Source organism: Cryobacterium suzukii (assembly GCF_004403185.1).
GTDB classification, from domain to species: domain Bacteria; phylum Actinomycetota; class Actinomycetes; order Actinomycetales; family Microbacteriaceae; genus Cryobacterium; species Cryobacterium suzukii.
Window position 1 is genome coordinate 283896 of record NZ_SOHJ01000011.1, and the last position, 15336, is coordinate 299231.

Genomic DNA, 15336 nt, shown 5'->3' on the forward strand with positions numbered 1-15336 from the left:
TCTGCACTGACCGTATAAAGCTAGCAGGCGGGTCGTCTACTCCCCCGCTCGAGGGCTGCCCCAATCGCACGAAACGTAGACTTGACGGGCCGCCGCGTTCCTGCGGCACACGCGAGGGAGCCGCATGACCCAGAACGACATCGTTCTTATTCGCCACGGACAAACCGAGTGGAGCATCTCCGGCCAGCACACCGGGCGCACCGACGTTCCGCTGACCGACTTCGGGCGCCAACAAGCGGATGCTCTCGGCGAGATGCTCGACGGTCAACACTTTGATCGGGTCTATTCGAGCCCGCTGGTGCGTGCCTGGGAGACCATGGAACGGGCGGGCTACGGCACCCAGGGCGTGGCCAACGACGATGTGCTGGAGTGGGATTATGGGGTGTATGAGGGACGCCGAACCGTGGACATCCGCTCGGAAATTGCGGGCTGGAGCGTGTGGGGCGATCCGATTGTGGGTGGTGAATCCGTCGAGGAAGTAGGCGCACGTGCCGATCTCGCCATCGACGCCTGCCTCGCAGCCGAGGGCCGAGTGGCCATTTTCGCCCACGGCCACTTTCTGCGCATCATGACAGCGCGCTGGATGGGATTGCCCGCCGTCGCCGGCAAGAGCCTAAGCCTCGGCACTGCAACCGTGTCAACGCTCGGCTGGGAACGCGAGAACCGGGTGCTCCAGATGTGGAACGATGCCTGTCACCTGAGTTCGATGGACCCGATCGTTTAGTTGCACCACAAACGGGTGAAGTACCCCTAGTATGGGGTTAGACAGATTCTATTCGTTGGAACCATTGTCGTGGGGGCGCACGAACGAATGTGCGAATTGCGCCCGGAGGGCACGACAGCGGGGGCTTGGGGGCGTCACCTACTCGCGAGCCCGGTCAACGGGAGAAGCCCGATGTGCAACATCGGCGACCATGCCAGCACGTGGTCCTGTCCCGACTCGCATCGTGCGTGTCTATGAAAAAGGGGAAATAACATGAGTTCGTTCACACAGCTTTCACCGTCGCGCAAGCGACTTCTCGGGGCACTACTTGCATTCGGCATCATCGGAGTGGGCGGCATTAGCGTCGGCGGAGCCGTCGCCGCTGAGCCCACCCCGCGCGCCGCGGTCGACCTCGGAGAAGCCGGCACCTTTGCCATCCTCTCGAAGTCGGGCATCACCGATGTCTACGCGTCCGCGGTCAGCGGAAACGTCGGCGCGAGCCCCATCTCGGGTGCCGCTATTCACCTCACCTGCCCGGAGGTCGACGGAACGATTTACAGCGTCGACGCCGAGGGCCCCTCCTGCATCGTGACCGATGCAACGTACCTCACCGAGGCCGTCAGCGACCTCGAAATCGCCTACACCGATGCCGCCGGGCGCACCACTCCCGACTTCATCAACCTGGGCGCCGGCGAAATCGGTGGCCTGACCCTCACCCAGGGCCTCTACAAGTGGGGCACCGACGTGAACATCTCCACCGATGTCGTCCTCACCGGCACCGCGGATGACGTCTTCATCTTCCAGATCTCCAAGGACCTGGAACAGGCCTCCGCCCAGAACGTGATCCTGGCCGGCGACGTGCAGGCGAAGAACGTGTTCTGGCAGGTTGCCGGATCCGTCGCCATCGGCACGACCGCTCACTTCGAAGGCACCATCCTCAGCCAGACGATGATCGCCATGAAGACCGGAGCGACCATCAACGGCCGTCTTCTGGCCCAGACGGCCGTCACACTGCAGAGCAACACGGTCACCGCGCCCGTCGAGTAACTCCGCAAGAAAGCACACAGGCGCGGGTGACTTCTTGTCACCCGCGCCTGTGTGTGTTAACGCACGAACATCGAGTTCAGTGCACCGGTATCCAGGTTCCTTTGACTCGCTCGGTGACCAGCGACGCCCGCAGCTCGGCGACGACCCGCAGATCTGCCACAACGTGGGCGCCGATCTGCAGGGCCGACGCCGCGTCATCCGCTGTGAAACGCACGATGACTCGGGCCGCGCCGGCGACGATCGTGAGATCGGAGGCTTCGACCGTGGTCAATTCGGCCGCGGCCGCGGCTGCCCTTGGCACGACCGAGGCGGGCGCGGTTCCCGAGTGCAGGGATTCGATACTCATGGTGACGCGATAAGAAGGCATGGATTCAGGGTACGGGTACTGCCCTGCTGTACGAGTCCTCAACGTGAGCGACGAAAACGGATGCCCCACCGAGACACTCAGGTGCGCCGCTTAGGATCATAGTTATGACTGAAACGACTGCCGCTGCGCCGCGCATCACGATGTATGGAGCGGAGTGGTGCGGCGATTGCCGTCGTTCCAAGTCACTGCTCGACCGCCTCGAGGTGGACTATGACTACGTCGATCTGCTGCTGGTCGAGGACGGCGCCGACCGCGCCCGCGCGATCAGTGGGCGCACCAACATTCCCGTCATCGTGTTTCCCGACAACACGCACCTGGTCGAGCCGAGCGACGCCGAGGTACGCACCAGGCTCACCCAACTCGGCTGCATCGGCTGACCCAGCCTCCCCCGTGCTACTGTCAGAAATCGAAAGGCACTAACGGGGGTCGCATCATGCACGCAACAATCACGACGTCGACGCGGCGCATACCCGTTTCGCTCTGGATCAGCGCGGCACTGTTCGTCGTCTACTGCGTGCCAGGCGTGGCAGTGAGTTTGTCTGTGCGCGACAACGCGCTCAACGTTTTCGTGCTCCTCATGGCCTCTCCGCTCATGTTCGTCGGCATGGTCATCTCGGTGGTCGACATCGTGCGCACCCGCAATCGCGGAGACGCCAATCAGCCGTACGCGCGGCTGCAGTGGGTCGGCCTTGGGCTCATGGTCCTGGCGATGCCGCTCTGGATGGCAGTCGCCATCGTGATTGCCTCCCTGCCTTAGCCGCACCCGGCTCGCTTTCGAACAGAGAGTCACTGGCTTTATTTCGGAGAATTTTTCCACCCTTAACGCAGAACTATTGATGTTTGGTCACCGTTGCGCGTAGCGTCGAAGTGTTACCCCGGACCCTGGTAGCGGTTTCGCCCGCATCGAGTAAGGGGTTCTGATGTTTCACACGTTCCTACATCCGATAAACAGGCTTTCCGGCGAGGCATCGACCTCCGTTGGCATAGCTCTTCCACCGATGACTGCGACCATCACTCCGGTCCTCAGTGTCGACCAGCAATCATCGCCTCGTGTGCCCCCAGCGCACGGAACCCCGCGCAGCAGCTCGACCCCGCTCGAAGACTGGCTCGACAGTATCCCGGCGCGCGGCTGGGATGCTTGAGCGGTGCTACCGCCAGCCGAGGCCAGGCGCGATTTGCTGCACGATGGTCTCGAGCAGGTGTGCGTTGTAATCAACGCCAAGCTGGTTCGGGATGGTCACGAGTACCGTATCGGCGTCAAGCACGGCGGCATCGGTGTGCAGTTGCTGAACAATCTCTGCGGGCTCGCCGACATAGCTCTTGCCAAAGCGGGCAAGGCCGCCGTCGAGGTGTCCAACCTGGTCGTGGCTGCCGGCCGCCGCTTCGCGCCCAAAGTAGGCACGGTCGAGATCGTTGACGATCGGCAGGATGCTGCGGCTCACCGACACGCGCGGCGTGCCTTCATGCCCGGCGTCGGTAAAGGCCTGCCGGTAGATCGCAATTTGTTCGGCCTGTAGGTCGCCGAACGGCACGCCGGTGTCCTCGGTCAGCAGAGTCGAACTCATGAGGTTCATACCCTGCTCCCCCACCCACTTGGCCGTCTTGCGCGTTCCGGCGCCCCACCAGATGCGCTCGCTGAGCCCGGGCGACTGCGGCGCGATGGCCAGAAGTCCGCTGCGCCCGGTCATCTGCGGGTTGGCCTCGGCCAGGCCCACACCGCTGATCGCGGCCCGAAAGATGGCGGTGCGCGCCCGCGCATCGTCGGCGTCCGAGCTGCCCTCGGCCGGAACGTAGCCGAACGCCTCGTAACCGCGCAACGCGGTTTCGGGCGAACCCCGGCTGATGCCCAGCTGCAGGCGTCCGTTACTGATCAGGTCGGTGATCGCTGCTTCCTCGGCCATGTACAGCGGGTTCTCGTACCGCATGTCGATGACCCCGGTGCCGAGTTCGATCCGGCTGGTACGGGCGGCCATCGCTGCGAGCAGGGGAAATGGCGACGCGAACTGCGGGGCGAAGTGGTGCACCCGCACGTAGGCGCCGTCAATTCCGAGATCCTCGGCAGCCTGGGCCAGGTCGATCGTCTGCAGCAGGGCGTCACCGGCCGTGCGCGCCTGCGATCCTGGTACCGGTTGATAGTGGCCAAACGAGAGAAATCCGATGCGTTTCATACTCGGTGCAGCGTCAGCAACGCGTGAGCTATTCCCCCGTCTGCCGATGCTCAGCGGCGCACGATGGAACGCAGCAGGCGCACGGCGACCGAAAGCGACGCCATGTCGTCTTGCGCGAGCGAGTTGACCTCGTCGAACACACTGCGGGCCCGGCCGAGCTGTTCGGCGTTGAGTTCTTCCCAGGCGTGGAGGCGCTCGTCGGCAGCACCGGCATCCGTTTCGTCGAGCACGGACCTGGTCATGTCTGCGACGGTGGAGTAGAGGTCGTCGCGCAGGGCTGCGCGGGCCAGGGCCTGCCAGCGATCCTTGCGCGGCAGTTTGGTGATGCGCTCGAGCAGATTGTCGATGCCGAACCGGTTGTAGATCGTGTAATAGATTTCGGCAACCTGGGTGACCTGCACATTCGCCCTGGCCGCGATCTTGGCCACGTCGAGCAGCGCATACGCCTCAAACAATTCCGACCAGCGGCGACCGAGGTCGTCGGGCAGACCCCATTCTCTGGCCTTCTCTTCCTGCACTTCGAGGCGCTTCCGATCGGTGCCTTGCAGATAGTCGCCGAGGTGCGCGCGCACGAGCGCGATCTGCGGCTTGTACTTGGCAATCACCGCGCCGACGGGCATGTTGGTGCCGTGATTGACCTGCCAACGCACGGCACGGTCGAGCAGACGGCGAATGTCCAGATGGATCGCCGTCCACTTCTCGGTCGGGAACGACGACGGCAGTGCGTTGAGTTCGTCGACCATCGAATCGAGGTCGAAAATTTCGCGCAGAGCCACGAAAGCTCGCGCGATCGTCGCCGAGTTAGCCGAGGTCTCCTCCATCGCGCGAAAAGCGAAGGTGATGCCGCCGAGGTTGATCATGTCGTTCGCGACGACCGTCGCGATAATCTCCCGGCGAAGCGGATGCGTGTCCAGCTCGGCATCGAAACGTTCGGAGAGATGCGTCGGGAAGTAGCGGCGCAGGGTACTGCCGAACCACGGGTCATCGGCCAGATCGCTGTCGCGCAGCGCGGTGGCCAGCTCGATCTTGGCGTAGGCGGCGAGCACGCTCAACTCGGGGCTGGTCAGTCCCTGCCCGCGGTCCAGACGCTCCCGCAGAGTGACCGTCGTCGGCAGGGCCTCCAGCTCGCGCCGCAGATCTCCCGATTCTTCAAGCCAGTTCATGAGGCGCTCGTAGCTCGGGCTCCAGTTATTCACGAGTACGCGGTCGTTGAGCAGCAGAATATTCTGGTCGACGTTGTCCACCAACACCAGCCGGCCGACCTCGTCGGTCATCTCGGCGAGGAACCCGGCCCGCTCGGCCGGGTCGAGCTTGCCTGCCGCGACCATTCGGTCCACAAAGATCTTGATGTTCACTTCGTGGTCGGAGCAGTCCACCCCGGCCGAGTTGTCGATCGCGTCGGTGTTGAGAATGACCCCGGCGAGCGCGGCTTCGATGCGGCCGAGTTGAGTGAACCCGAGGTTGCCGCCCTCCCCGACGACCTTGACCCGCAGGTCCTTGCCGTCGACCCGAATGCTGTCGTTGGCTTTATCGCCCACCTGCGCGGCCGATTCGCTGCTCGCTTTGACATAGGTGCCGATGCCGCCGTTGTAGAGCAGGTCGGTGGGCGCCAGCAGGATCGCCCGCAGCACTTCAGGCGGGCTCAGCTGAGTGGTCCCCTCTGGCAGTCCGAGCACGACCTGCACCTCAGCCGAGATCGGAACGACCTTGGCCTGGCGCGGGAAGACGCCGCCACCGGCGCTGATCAGGTCGGTTGAATAGTCGGCCCAGGATGAGCGCGGCAGTTCGAACAACCGGGCACGTTCGACGAAGGAAAGCGCTGGGTCAGGGTTGGGGTCGAGAAAAATGTGCCGGTGGTCGAAGGCCGCGACGAGTTTGGTGTGCTTGGACAGCAGCATGCCGTTGCCGAACACGTCACCAGACATATCGCCGACGCCGACGACCGTGAAGTCTTCGGTTTGTGTGTCAACACCGAGTTCGCTGAAGTGGCGCTTGACCGACTCCCAGGCTCCCTTGGCGGTGATGCCCATCTCCTTGTGGTCGTAGCCGACCGATCCACCGGAGGCGAAAGCATCGCCGAGCCAGAAACCGTACTCGGCGGCCAGCCCATTGGCGATGTCGGAGAAGGATGCCGTGCCCTTGTCAGCGGCGACCACAAGATAGCTGTCGTCATCGTCATGCCGCACCACCCGGCGCGGTGCAACGACGTGCTCGCCATCGGCCTCGGCCACCAGATTGTCGGTCAGGTCGAGCAGTCCACGAATGAAGGTCTTGTAGCTGTCGATACCCTCGGCCATCCAGGCCGCACGGTCAAGACCGGGGTCGGGTAGCTTCTTGGCGAAGAATCCGCCCTTGGCGCCGGTGGGCACGATGACGGCATTCTTTACCGTCTGTGCCTTGACCAGGCCGAGCACCTCGGTACGAAAATCTTCACGGCGGTCTGACCAGCGCAGCCCACCGCGGGCTACCTTGCCGAAGCGCAGGTGCACACCCTCCACCCGTGGCGAGTACACCCAGATTTCGTACATGGGCTTGGGTGATGGCATCTGCGCGATCTGTGACGGGTCGAGCTTGATGCTGAGGTACGACTTGTACTGAAAGAAGTTCGTGCGCAGCGACGCTTCGATCAGAGTGATGAACGTGCGCAGCACACGGTCGGCGTCGAGGGTGGCAACCTGCTCCATCCCGACCCGCAGCTCTTCGCGTACGTCGGCGACGCGGAGCATCCGCTCGTCGTCGGTGAGGTCGGGGTCGAAACGGGCCTCAAACAGGGCAACGAGGCCGCTGGTGACGGCGGGGTTGGCGAGAAGAACGTTGGCGACGAAGCCGTAGGAGTTGGTGTTACCGATCTGCCGCAGGTACTTGGCGTAACTGCGCAGGATGACGACGCGGTGCCAGGGCATGCCGTCTTGCAGTACGAGGCGGTCGAGACTGTCGGATTCGATGGCTCCGCTGATGGCTGCGCCGAAAGAGTCGGCGAGCAACTTTCCGGTCGCGACCGGGTCAACTCCGGCCGGGTAGTGCAGGCCGAGGTCGTAGAGATAGAAGCGGCGCCCGTCAGCGGTCTGAATGTCGAACGGCACCTCATCGAGCACCTCGATGCCGAGGTTCTGCAGAAACGGCAGAATCTGGCTGAGGCTTTTCGGTTCGGTCATGTAGAGCTTGATGCGGGCGTCTTCGCCCGGGTCACCAGCCGTTCTGGGCAGGTAGACGTGCAGCCCGGGGCGGGTGCGCGCCTGCTCGGATGCCCCCACCTCCGCGGCACGGGCCTCGAATCGCCCAATGTCTTCCAGCGCGTCAGTAATTTCGTAGTCGACCCGGTAGCTGTCGGGAAAAGCGTCGGCCCACACGGCGGCCAACCGCTCCGCCTCTTCAACCGAGTGGGTCTCGCACAGTTCATCGCTGATTCCCTCGGACCAGGATCGGACGGCTCTGGCCAGGCGTTGCTCCAGCGCGGCGACATCGACGGAGTCCGCCGGGACATTTTTGGGCAAGCGGATGCGATAGAACAAGCGCGCGAGCGCGGATTCGGTCATACGCGCTTCAAAATCGAGCGACTCCGCGTTGAACGTCTCTTGTAGTTCTTTCTCGATGCGCAGTCGTACGCCGGTGTTATAGCGGTCACGCGGAAGGTAGACCAGCGCCGACATGAACCGGCCGTAAATGTCTGGTCGCAAAAACAGGCGGGTACGGCGACGCTCCTGCAGACGCTGGATAGCGAGCGACGCCGTGACGAGGGCGGGCACCTCGATCTGGAACAGCTCGTCACGAGGATAGGTTTCCATGATGCCGAGCAAGTCTTTTCCGCTGTGCGACTCGGGCGGAAAACCGACCTCGGTCATGACTGCCTTGACCTTCTCGCGCAGCACCGGAACGGCGGTGACCGAGCTGGTGTACGCGCTCGCGGCGAAGAGGCCGATGAAACGCTGCTCACCGTCGACCTGGCCGGCGGCATCGAAACTCTTGATTCCGATGTAGTCGAAGTAGGCCGGACGGTGCACGGTGGACCGAGAGTTGGCCTTGGTGATCACCAGGGCGGTGCGCTCGCGCGCCTTTTGACGGCCCGCATCTGTCAGGTGCTGAATCTGGTGACGGTCGTCGGCGGAACGCAGCAGGCCGAGGCCGCTGCCCTGGATAAGAGTGAGCACGTCCTCGCCATCAAGCGTTTCGAGGTTGTATTCGCGGTAACCGAGAAAAGTGAAATTGCCCTCGTCGAGCCACTGCAAAAGCTGCTGGGTCTGGTGAAGGTCTTTGATGTGCTCGGCACCAACGATTGTGTCGAGCGCTTTGGCGATCTGCATGGCCTTGGTGCGCATGAGCGGCCAGTCTTCGACCGCGGATCGCACGTCTTTGAGCACAGCGGTCAACCCGGCGATGAGGCTGGCCTGTTCGTCCTCGCTCGCGCTGTCGATCTCGATGGCGATCCAGGACTCGAGGTGTGAGGCATCATCACCGGTCGCGATGAGGTGGGCAATATTGGGCATGGCAGAGGTGTCACCGCTGGAGACGCCGGCGCTCGAAACGCCGACGCTGGCCGGGATGCGGTTGATACCTACGAGGTCGTTCGTGGACTTGCTGCGAGCGACGATGAGCAGGGGGTGCACGACCAGGTGGATGGCGGAATGCTGGCGCACCAGCTCGGCCGTGACCGAGTCAACGAGAAAAGGCATGTCGTCGGTGACGATATAGACGACACTGCGACCGGATTCGTTGTGAATCTCGACGGTCGCGGTCTTCGGCACCCGCTGCTGCGCGACCTGCCAATGGGCACGCGCCCGAGCTTCCAGAAGCTCAGGGGTATAGTTCGCCGCATCTTCGTCTGTTAGATGCTCGTAGTAGTCAACTATGAACGTTTCGAGCGTTGGGCCTGAGGGGAATAGACCTGCCGGGGACAGACCCGTTCGGGTGAAACCAGACGACATTGAAAAAACGCCTCCATCAAATTCATCGCCGTGCGGGTGCGGCTTGCTTACGCTCACAAGTGACACAAACGAACTACGTGTGCGGGCTCCTGCGACGGGCACGTCGGTGTGCCTCGCCGAACTCAATCATGGAGATCCCTTGCTCGCCCATCGTAGCGCCGGGCCCTGCACTCTCGCTGGTCGCCGCAGAACCTGCGGCCTGCCACCCGGAAATAGTCTGCTGCTCGTCGATTCGTTCGTGACCGGGTCATAAACCGCCACCACCCGCCGCTTTTAGTACCAGCCGACAGACTGCGAGTGCGACCAGGCTGCGCACGGCGTTCCGTAGGACGAGGCCTTGATGTAGCCGAGGCCCCAGCTGATCTGCGTGGTGGCGTTGGTGGCCCAGTCGTTGCCAGCCGACGCCATCTTGCTACCGGGGAGTGCCTGGGGAATTCCGGTCGCACCACTGCTGGAATTCACGGCCGCGTAGTTCCAGCGTGATTCCTTCTGCCACAACCGATCAAGGCAGCTGAACTGGTCCTCACCCCAGCCGTACTGCGAGGCGGCCATCGAACGAGCTGTGGCGCGCGCACCGTCGACGGAATTGCCGCCAGCGAGGGATTGCATGCGAGCGGCTTCGGCAGCTGCTTGCGCCGCGGCTATAGCCGCTGCTTCAGCGGCCGCAGCGGCAGCAGCCTCGGCGGCGACGCGGTCGACCTCAGCCGTGGCGGCCGCGACCGACGCGGTCTCCGCCTTAGCCTCGGCCGTGAGCGATTCCACCCGCTCGATCGGCAGGATCGCGTAGCTGGCAAGCGAACTGACTACCGAGGTGAGGGTGGCGGCATCCACCTTGCTTTGGCTGGCAGCAATGACGACGTGGGCCGCGCTCAGGGCAGCGGATGCGCTACCGCGCGTGATCGTCTCACCACGCTGCACGTAGACGTCGAGCTGATCGCTCTGCAGGCCCCTGCTGTCGGCGAGTACGGTCGTGGCAGCGATGCTGTCCTGCGTGGCGTCGGCCGATTGGGCGACGAATCCGCTGCTGGCGACCAGGCCGGCAATGACGAGTACGGTACCGGTCGCGGCGGCAATCTCGTGTCGGCTGGTTCGTGGTTTGCGAGGCTTACGGTGAATTTGAGTGCCGGGGAGGGCAACGTGGGCATGGGGCGTTTCCGTGGGTTTTGGGCGCATGTCCTTCATCTGGCGCGAATGATGGACGCTAGGTACGCCCGTTCGCTGGGTTTTTGGCCCGTGCACTTCGGGGTGGCGCGGGCGAAGCCGCCAGCATGCCCGGCCTTTTTGAAAAAAACCTCACGATTTTCTCCGAAACCCCTGATTTTCGGTCACGCGCGTTCTGTCGTGGCATACTTTGCGACTGCTGACCGGTCATTCACCGGCGCGACGGGGTGTTTAGCCTGATCATCGTCGTATCGGTCCGCAGGAGGACCGCTTAGAGCGCGGCCTTCAGGCCAAAAAATATCGAGCATGGTGGCAAGAATTCTCATCGCGTTCGTCCAGCGCTGCGGCAAATCCGGCATCAATGTGGAGCATCACCGGCCATTTCTGTTCATCATATAAATCCACTGTTTATGCAGCGATACAATTTGAGAAAATCCCCTGTCCCACGATCTTCCGCGACGAATCTGGCACGATGCGGCGGTCGGCGCTGGCGAGTGCGCGAAATCAGGCCCGCGCATCCGCCCTTCTTTCAACTCCCCGAAACGAGCCGAGTCATGACCAGATCTGGCCCGGTCTGCCCGAACCCTGGTGCGACGGCCCGGTGGCTGCTCGGGCCAAGGTCCGAGAGGTTATTCGCATGGGCGCCGACGTCATCAAGGTTGCGATGACGGGCAGCATGACGTTTGCCGCACGACGGCCGCACCGCCCGCTGTTCACCGAGGAGGAGCTCGCAGCCATCGTGGACGAGGCGCACGTCGAGGGGATCCCCGTGTGTGCACACGCCCACGGCGACCCTGGCGCGATCCTGGCCGTGCGGGCTGGCGTCGATACCATTGAGCACGGAACCTATCTCACCGAGGAGTGCGCGCGCGAAATGGCTGATCGCGGCACATGGTATGTTCCAACAATGTGCATCTCCAACTGGCACAGCACCCTGTCCCAGGCAAGCGTGCGCGCCCACACGGCCGACATGCCTGCGCGGCATCGAGAGAGCATTGCTCGGGCCGTAAGGCTCGGCGTGCGCATCGCTGCGGGCACAGATACCAACCCGTCCCACGGATTCGGGCGCACCGGGATGGAGCTGGAACTGCTGGTCGAGGCCGGCCTGACCGAAGCGATCGCGATCGCGGTCGCCACTGACCAATCCAGCCAATGCCTGGGCATGTCAGCCGATGTCGGTACCGTCGCGGCGGGCAAGTTCGCCGACCTGCTCATCGTGGACGGCGACCCGCAGCGGGACATCCGCTTGTTGCAGGATGCGAGCCGCCGCACGGCCGTGCTGAAAGGCGGCCAGTTCATGAGCGGGTCGCCTCTTTCTATAGCGGATGCGCGCAGTCGCCGATCGATCGCGGTCACCGCATGACGACCGACACCGCAGACACCGCAGACACCACGGAGACGTCGACGGCACCGCCCGTCGCAACGGGCCCGACCACCGACTACATGATCGGGCCGGTCGCCGCGGCCCTCGATATCATGCTCGAGTTCGAGAATGGACAAAGGGAACTGCGCGTTGCCGACATCGCCCGGCGAATTGGCGTGACCCGAAACAAGGCGTTCCGCCTGATCAAAACCCTCGAATCGCGCGGTTTTCTACAACGCATAGGCGACCACTACCGGGTGGGCAGTCGATTGCTCACCCTCGGCGAAGTGGCGGCCCAACCGATCGAGGCATTGCGGGCCGCCGCGCAGCCCGAGCTGGAGGCTCTGCAGGCGCAGACCAATGAAACGGTCTATCTGCTGGCTCCGTTGGGCATGGAGGCGATCTGCATCTCCCGCATTGAGAGCACCCATTCCCTGCGTATTTCGGTCAATGTCGGCCAGAAACGACCACTTATTGCGGGGGCTGGGCAGAAGATGCTGCTCTCCGGCCAGGACGAGCAACGCCTGACCCAGGTACTCAGGCATCGGGGGCCGGCGTTCACCGAACACACCATCACCGACGAAGGCGAGTTGCGCCGACAATTGGAGGAGATTCGCCATCGCGGTTACAGCCTCAGTCTCGGCGAGGTCGATGCCGGAGCCGGGGCCGTCGCCGCGCCTGTCTACGACTATTCTGGTGACATGATCGCGGCCCTGGTAATTGGGGGTGCCATGTCGCGGGTGTCGGGCAATGTCGAGGGTGCGTGGAGAGATTCGGTCGTCAGCGCCGCCCACCGCATTTCTGCAACGCTCGGCCACCACCAAAAGTAGCGGCGCTTCTACCGAGCCACTCCGCAGCGAAACAAAGGCGCGTTGAGTTCAGCCCAATCAACTACAGCAATGGAGCACCGTCAATGAAGCGTTTTCAGGTCGCGAAAACCCTCTGTTTGGCCCTCGCGGTCTCGCTCTTAGCCGGTTGTAGCGCAGCGGTCGAACCGGCGGAACCCGCAGTGTCCACTCTCATGGACCAAGCCATTCACGACGCTTTACCCCAAAACGTTCAGGACGCCGGCGAGCTCACTGTCGTCACGAGCGGTGCAAACCCACCGTGGTGGGTCACAACGCCCGGAAAAACCGGCGAGTACACCGGTGCCGGTGCCGAGCTGATGGAGGCCATCGCCGAGGTGATGGGCGTGGATGTCAAGGTCGCCACAGTGCCGGACATTTCCGGCGCGTTCGCCGCGATCAGCGCCGAACGTTACGCCTTCGGTTTCTTCCCATACGCCGACTCGGTCGGCGGACCGAAAGAGCGCCCAGGCGCCGAATTCGTTGACGTTCTGCAGGAGGTCGTTCCTTTTCTGGTCGAGAAAGGCAACCCCAAGAACGTCACCAACATGGACGAACTGTGTGACGTCACCGTGGCAGCACTCGCCAACGCTGCCACTTACAGAGTCGCCGAGGCTCAGGCAGTGAAGTGCCAGGAGCAGGGTAAGGACCTCACGGTGCTGAGCGTCGCGAGCGTTCCCGACGGCGTGCTGGCCTTGCGATCAGGGCGAACGGATGCCTTCTTCACCGGCGGTGCCTCGCTGTTCTACGCGGCCCGGGAATCCAATGGCGAGTTGGAAGTCGTCGGCGACGAGTTCTCCAACGGGTTCGCCGGTCAGTTCATGGGAGCTCTGCTTTCGAAAGATTCTGAGCTCTCCGACCCCCTGCTCGCGAGCTTTCAAGTGCTCTTCGACAATGGTGACTACAAGACGATCATGACCACGTACGGTCTCGATCGAGAGATTATCGAACAGCCCGGTATCAACCTGTACGCCGACTGGCTCGCTGCGAACCCGCAATAGTCATGGCAAACCTGCCGAGCAACCAGACCGAGATCGAATTGCCTCTCACGCAACGCCCCGTGGACGTCGCACGGGCCTTGGCTCCCCGGCGGCCCGCTACCTGGGTGCTCTCCATCGTCACCGTGCTCGTCGCCGCACAAATCGTGCACCTTTTGCTGACGAACGCCAACTTTGAATGGGACGTCGTCGGGCAATACCTCAACAGCGAAACCGTGCTCCAGGGCGTTGTCATGACTCTCTTTCTCACGGTGACGGCGATGACGATCGGTCTGATTCTCGGCGGCGTTCTGGCGGTATGCCGGCTGTCAGACAACACCCTGTTGCGCGCGCTCGCCTCCTCGTACATCTGGTTCTTTCGGGGTACACCACAGCTCGTGCAACTGATCTTTTGGTTCAACATCGGCCTGCTCGTTCCGGTCTTGAGCATAGGGATTCCGTTTGGTCCGACGTTTGCCTCCATCGAGTCCAACACCCTGGTGACGCCGCTGTTGGCGGCCATAGTCGGTCTTGGTCTGCACGATGCCGCCTATCAGGCCGAGATCTATCGCGCCGGGCTGATCTCGGTTGACGAGGGGCAGCTCGAGGCGGCACAAGCCCTGGGCATGAAGCCGGTTCGGGTTTTCTTTCGAATCCAGCTACCCCAGGCCATGCGGTTCATCGTTCCGCCCACTTTCAACTCCATCATCGCGCTGGTGAAGGGGACTTCGCTGGTGAGCGTTATCGGCGGAGCCGAGTTGTTGTTCTCGGTCAAGGAGATCTACAGCCAGACCTATCAAACCGTGCCACTGCTGATCGTCGCGAGTATCTGGTATCTGTTCATCACGACCGTGCTCAACGGCGTGCAGTTCTTCATTGAGCGTCACTATGGCCGCGGGTCCAGCCGCACTGGCAGCTCGTCTATTGTTGCCAGGTTTTTCGATCGGCGGGCCGCCGAGCGCACCCTGAATCGAGGTATGGAATCGTGACTCAGCCCATTCTGCGCATCAGCGGATTGCGCAAGCAATTCTCCGGCGTCGAGGTACTCAAGGGCATAGATCTCGAGGTGCACGTCGGCGAGACTGTCGCGATCCTCGGTTCGTCAGGGTCGGGCAAATCCACCCTGCTGCGCTGCGTGAACTGCCTCGAGGTTGCCAGCGGCGGTTCGATCTGGGTAGGCGACGAGCTGATGGGCTATCGGCAAGAGTCTGGAGATACCGTGCGCCGGCTCACCGAAAGCCAGATCGCCGTGCAGCGTCGCAACGTGGGAATGGTTTTCCAGAATTTCAACCTGTTTCCGCACTGGACCGTGCTGCAGAACATTGCCGATGGCCCCCGCTCCATTCTCAAACTGAGCAAGGCCGACGCGATCGAGCGCAGCATGGCCCTGCTGACCCGGGTTGGGTTGGCTGATCGGGCGACTGCCTACCCGCGCCAGCTCTCCGGCGGGCAGCAGCAGCGCGTCGCCATCGCCCGGGCCCTGGCCCTTGAACCCGGTCTGCTTTTGTTTGACGAACCGACGTCGGCCCTCGATCCGGAAAATGTCAGCGAGGTCACCGATGTGATGGCCGCGTTGGCGGCCGGCGGCGCCACCATGCTCGTGGTCACCCACGAGCTGGGCTTCGCTCGGGCAGCCGCCGATCGGGTTGTCTTCATGGACGGTGGCGTCATCCTTGAGCAGGGTTCGCCGGCCGAGGTGTTCGACCATTCGCAGCAGCCGCGCACCCGGGAGTTTCTGCGCAAGTCTCTGGTGTGATTCGACAACTTGCCCGCTGCGGCTCAC

General features: G+C 63.0%; 13 protein-coding genes. 9 read left to right on the top strand and 4 right to left on the bottom strand.

The genetic code is table 11. From position 1 onward, the window contains the following. The first annotated feature begins 124 nt into the window (after positions 1–124). Complete coding sequence (locus E3T39_RS11105) at positions 125–724, top strand: histidine phosphatase family protein (protein WP_134515259.1); 600 nt, start codon at positions 125–127, stop codon at positions 722–724. A gap of 252 nt (positions 725–976) precedes the next feature. Further along, complete coding sequence (locus tag E3T39_RS11110; protein WP_134515261.1) at positions 977–1750, top strand: ice-binding family protein; 774 nt, start codon at positions 977–979, stop codon at positions 1748–1750. Positions 1751–1826: 76 nt separating this feature from the next. Here the strand turns inward: E3T39_RS11110 and E3T39_RS11115 are convergent, their stop codons facing one another. After that, entirely contained in the window at positions 1827–2117 is a 291-nt protein-coding gene (locus E3T39_RS11115) for a hypothetical protein (RefSeq protein WP_134515263.1), read from the bottom strand. Positions 2118–2221: 104 nt separating this feature from the next. On the opposite strand from E3T39_RS11115, the gene E3T39_RS11120 reads away from it, so the two are divergent. Together E3T39_RS11120 and E3T39_RS11125 are read left to right on the top strand one after the other, a co-directional pair. Next, on the top strand, positions 2222–2494 hold the full coding sequence (locus E3T39_RS11120) for a glutaredoxin family protein (protein ID WP_134515265.1): 273 nt from the start codon (positions 2222–2224) through the stop codon (positions 2492–2494). A 56-nt stretch (positions 2495–2550) separates the two neighbouring features. Then, entirely contained in the window at positions 2551–2874 is a 324-nt protein-coding gene (locus tag E3T39_RS11125) for a hypothetical protein (protein ID WP_134515266.1), read from the top strand. Positions 2875–3265: 391 nt separating this feature from the next. Here E3T39_RS11125 and E3T39_RS11130 read toward each other — a convergent pair whose 3' ends face one another. The 3 genes from E3T39_RS11130 to E3T39_RS11140 all read right to left on the bottom strand — a co-directional run bounded on the left by E3T39_RS11130 (position 3266) and on the right by E3T39_RS11140 (position 10380). Next, positions 3266–4285 carry an LLM class flavin-dependent oxidoreductase gene (locus tag E3T39_RS11130; RefSeq protein WP_134515268.1) on the bottom strand — a complete coding sequence of 340 codons (1020 nt, stop codon included), beginning with the start codon at positions 4283–4285 and terminating at the stop codon, positions 3266–3268. Positions 4286–4335: 50 nt separating this feature from the next. Continuing rightward, complete coding sequence (locus E3T39_RS11135; RefSeq protein WP_134515270.1) at positions 4336–9207, bottom strand: NAD-glutamate dehydrogenase; 4872 nt, start codon at positions 9205–9207, stop codon at positions 4336–4338. 273 nt (positions 9208–9480) lie between these two features. Next, the gene (locus E3T39_RS11140) at positions 9481–10380 is read right to left on the bottom strand and encodes an aggregation-promoting factor C-terminal-like domain-containing protein (protein WP_134515272.1); all 900 of its coding nucleotides are present in this window, start codon (positions 10378–10380) and stop codon (positions 9481–9483) included. A gap of 460 nt (positions 10381–10840) precedes the next feature. On the opposite strand from E3T39_RS11140, the gene E3T39_RS11145 reads away from it, so the two are divergent. The 5 genes from E3T39_RS11145 to E3T39_RS11165 all read left to right on the top strand — a co-directional run bounded on the left by E3T39_RS11145 (position 10841) and on the right by E3T39_RS11165 (position 15309). After that, positions 10841–11731 carry an amidohydrolase family protein gene (locus E3T39_RS11145; RefSeq protein WP_255455926.1) on the top strand — a complete coding sequence of 297 codons (891 nt, stop codon included), beginning with the start codon at positions 10841–10843 and terminating at the stop codon, positions 11729–11731. Next, the gene (locus tag E3T39_RS11150) at positions 11728–12561 is read left to right on the top strand and encodes an IclR family transcriptional regulator (protein ID WP_134515276.1); all 834 of its coding nucleotides are present in this window, start codon (positions 11728–11730) and stop codon (positions 12559–12561) included. The genes E3T39_RS11145 and E3T39_RS11150 overlap by 4 nt, the downstream gene beginning before the upstream one ends. An 83-nt stretch (positions 12562–12644) precedes the next feature. Continuing rightward, positions 12645–13577 carry a type 2 periplasmic-binding domain-containing protein gene (locus E3T39_RS11155; RefSeq protein ID WP_134515278.1) on the top strand — a complete coding sequence of 311 codons (933 nt, stop codon included), beginning with the start codon at positions 12645–12647 and terminating at the stop codon, positions 13575–13577. Between the two features lie 2 nt (positions 13578–13579). Next, entirely contained in the window at positions 13580–14542 is a 963-nt protein-coding gene (locus E3T39_RS11160) for an amino acid ABC transporter permease (RefSeq protein ID WP_134515279.1), read from the top strand. Beyond that, positions 14539–15309 (top strand): amino acid ABC transporter ATP-binding protein, encoded by a 771-nt coding sequence (locus E3T39_RS11165; RefSeq protein ID WP_134515281.1) that lies wholly within the window; start codon positions 14539–14541, stop codon positions 15307–15309. The genes E3T39_RS11160 and E3T39_RS11165 overlap by 4 nt, the downstream gene beginning before the upstream one ends. Positions 15310–15336 lie beyond the last annotated feature (27 nt).

Coding starts and splice junctions, on each gene's coding strand:
- E3T39_RS11150 (WP_134515276.1), top strand. CDS start 11,728: ATGACGACCGACACCGCAGACACCGCAGACACCACGGAGACGTCGACG.
- E3T39_RS11160 (WP_134515279.1), top strand. CDS start 13,580: ATGGCAAACCTGCCGAGCAACCAGACCGAGATCGAATTGCCTCTCACG.
- E3T39_RS11125 (WP_134515266.1), top strand. CDS start 2,551: ATGCACGCAACAATCACGACGTCGACGCGGCGCATACCCGTTTCGCTC.
- E3T39_RS11130 (WP_134515268.1), bottom strand. CDS start 4,285: ATGAAACGCATCGGATTTCTCTCGTTTGGCCACTATCAACCGGTACCA.
- E3T39_RS11155 (WP_134515278.1), top strand. CDS start 12,645: ATGAAGCGTTTTCAGGTCGCGAAAACCCTCTGTTTGGCCCTCGCGGTC.
- E3T39_RS11145 (WP_255455926.1), top strand. CDS start 10,841: ATGCGGCGGTCGGCGCTGGCGAGTGCGCGAAATCAGGCCCGCGCATCC.
- E3T39_RS11140 (WP_134515272.1), bottom strand. CDS start 10,380: ATGCGCCCAAAACCCACGGAAACGCCCCATGCCCACGTTGCCCTCCCC.
- E3T39_RS11105 (WP_134515259.1), top strand. CDS start 125: ATGACCCAGAACGACATCGTTCTTATTCGCCACGGACAAACCGAGTGG.
- E3T39_RS11115 (WP_134515263.1), bottom strand. CDS start 2,117: ATGCCTTCTTATCGCGTCACCATGAGTATCGAATCCCTGCACTCGGGA.
- E3T39_RS11135 (WP_134515270.1), bottom strand. CDS start 9,207: ATGTCGTCTGGTTTCACCCGAACGGGTCTGTCCCCGGCAGGTCTATTC.
- E3T39_RS11110 (WP_134515261.1), top strand. CDS start 977: ATGAGTTCGTTCACACAGCTTTCACCGTCGCGCAAGCGACTTCTCGGG.
- E3T39_RS11120 (WP_134515265.1), top strand. CDS start 2,222: ATGACTGAAACGACTGCCGCTGCGCCGCGCATCACGATGTATGGAGCG.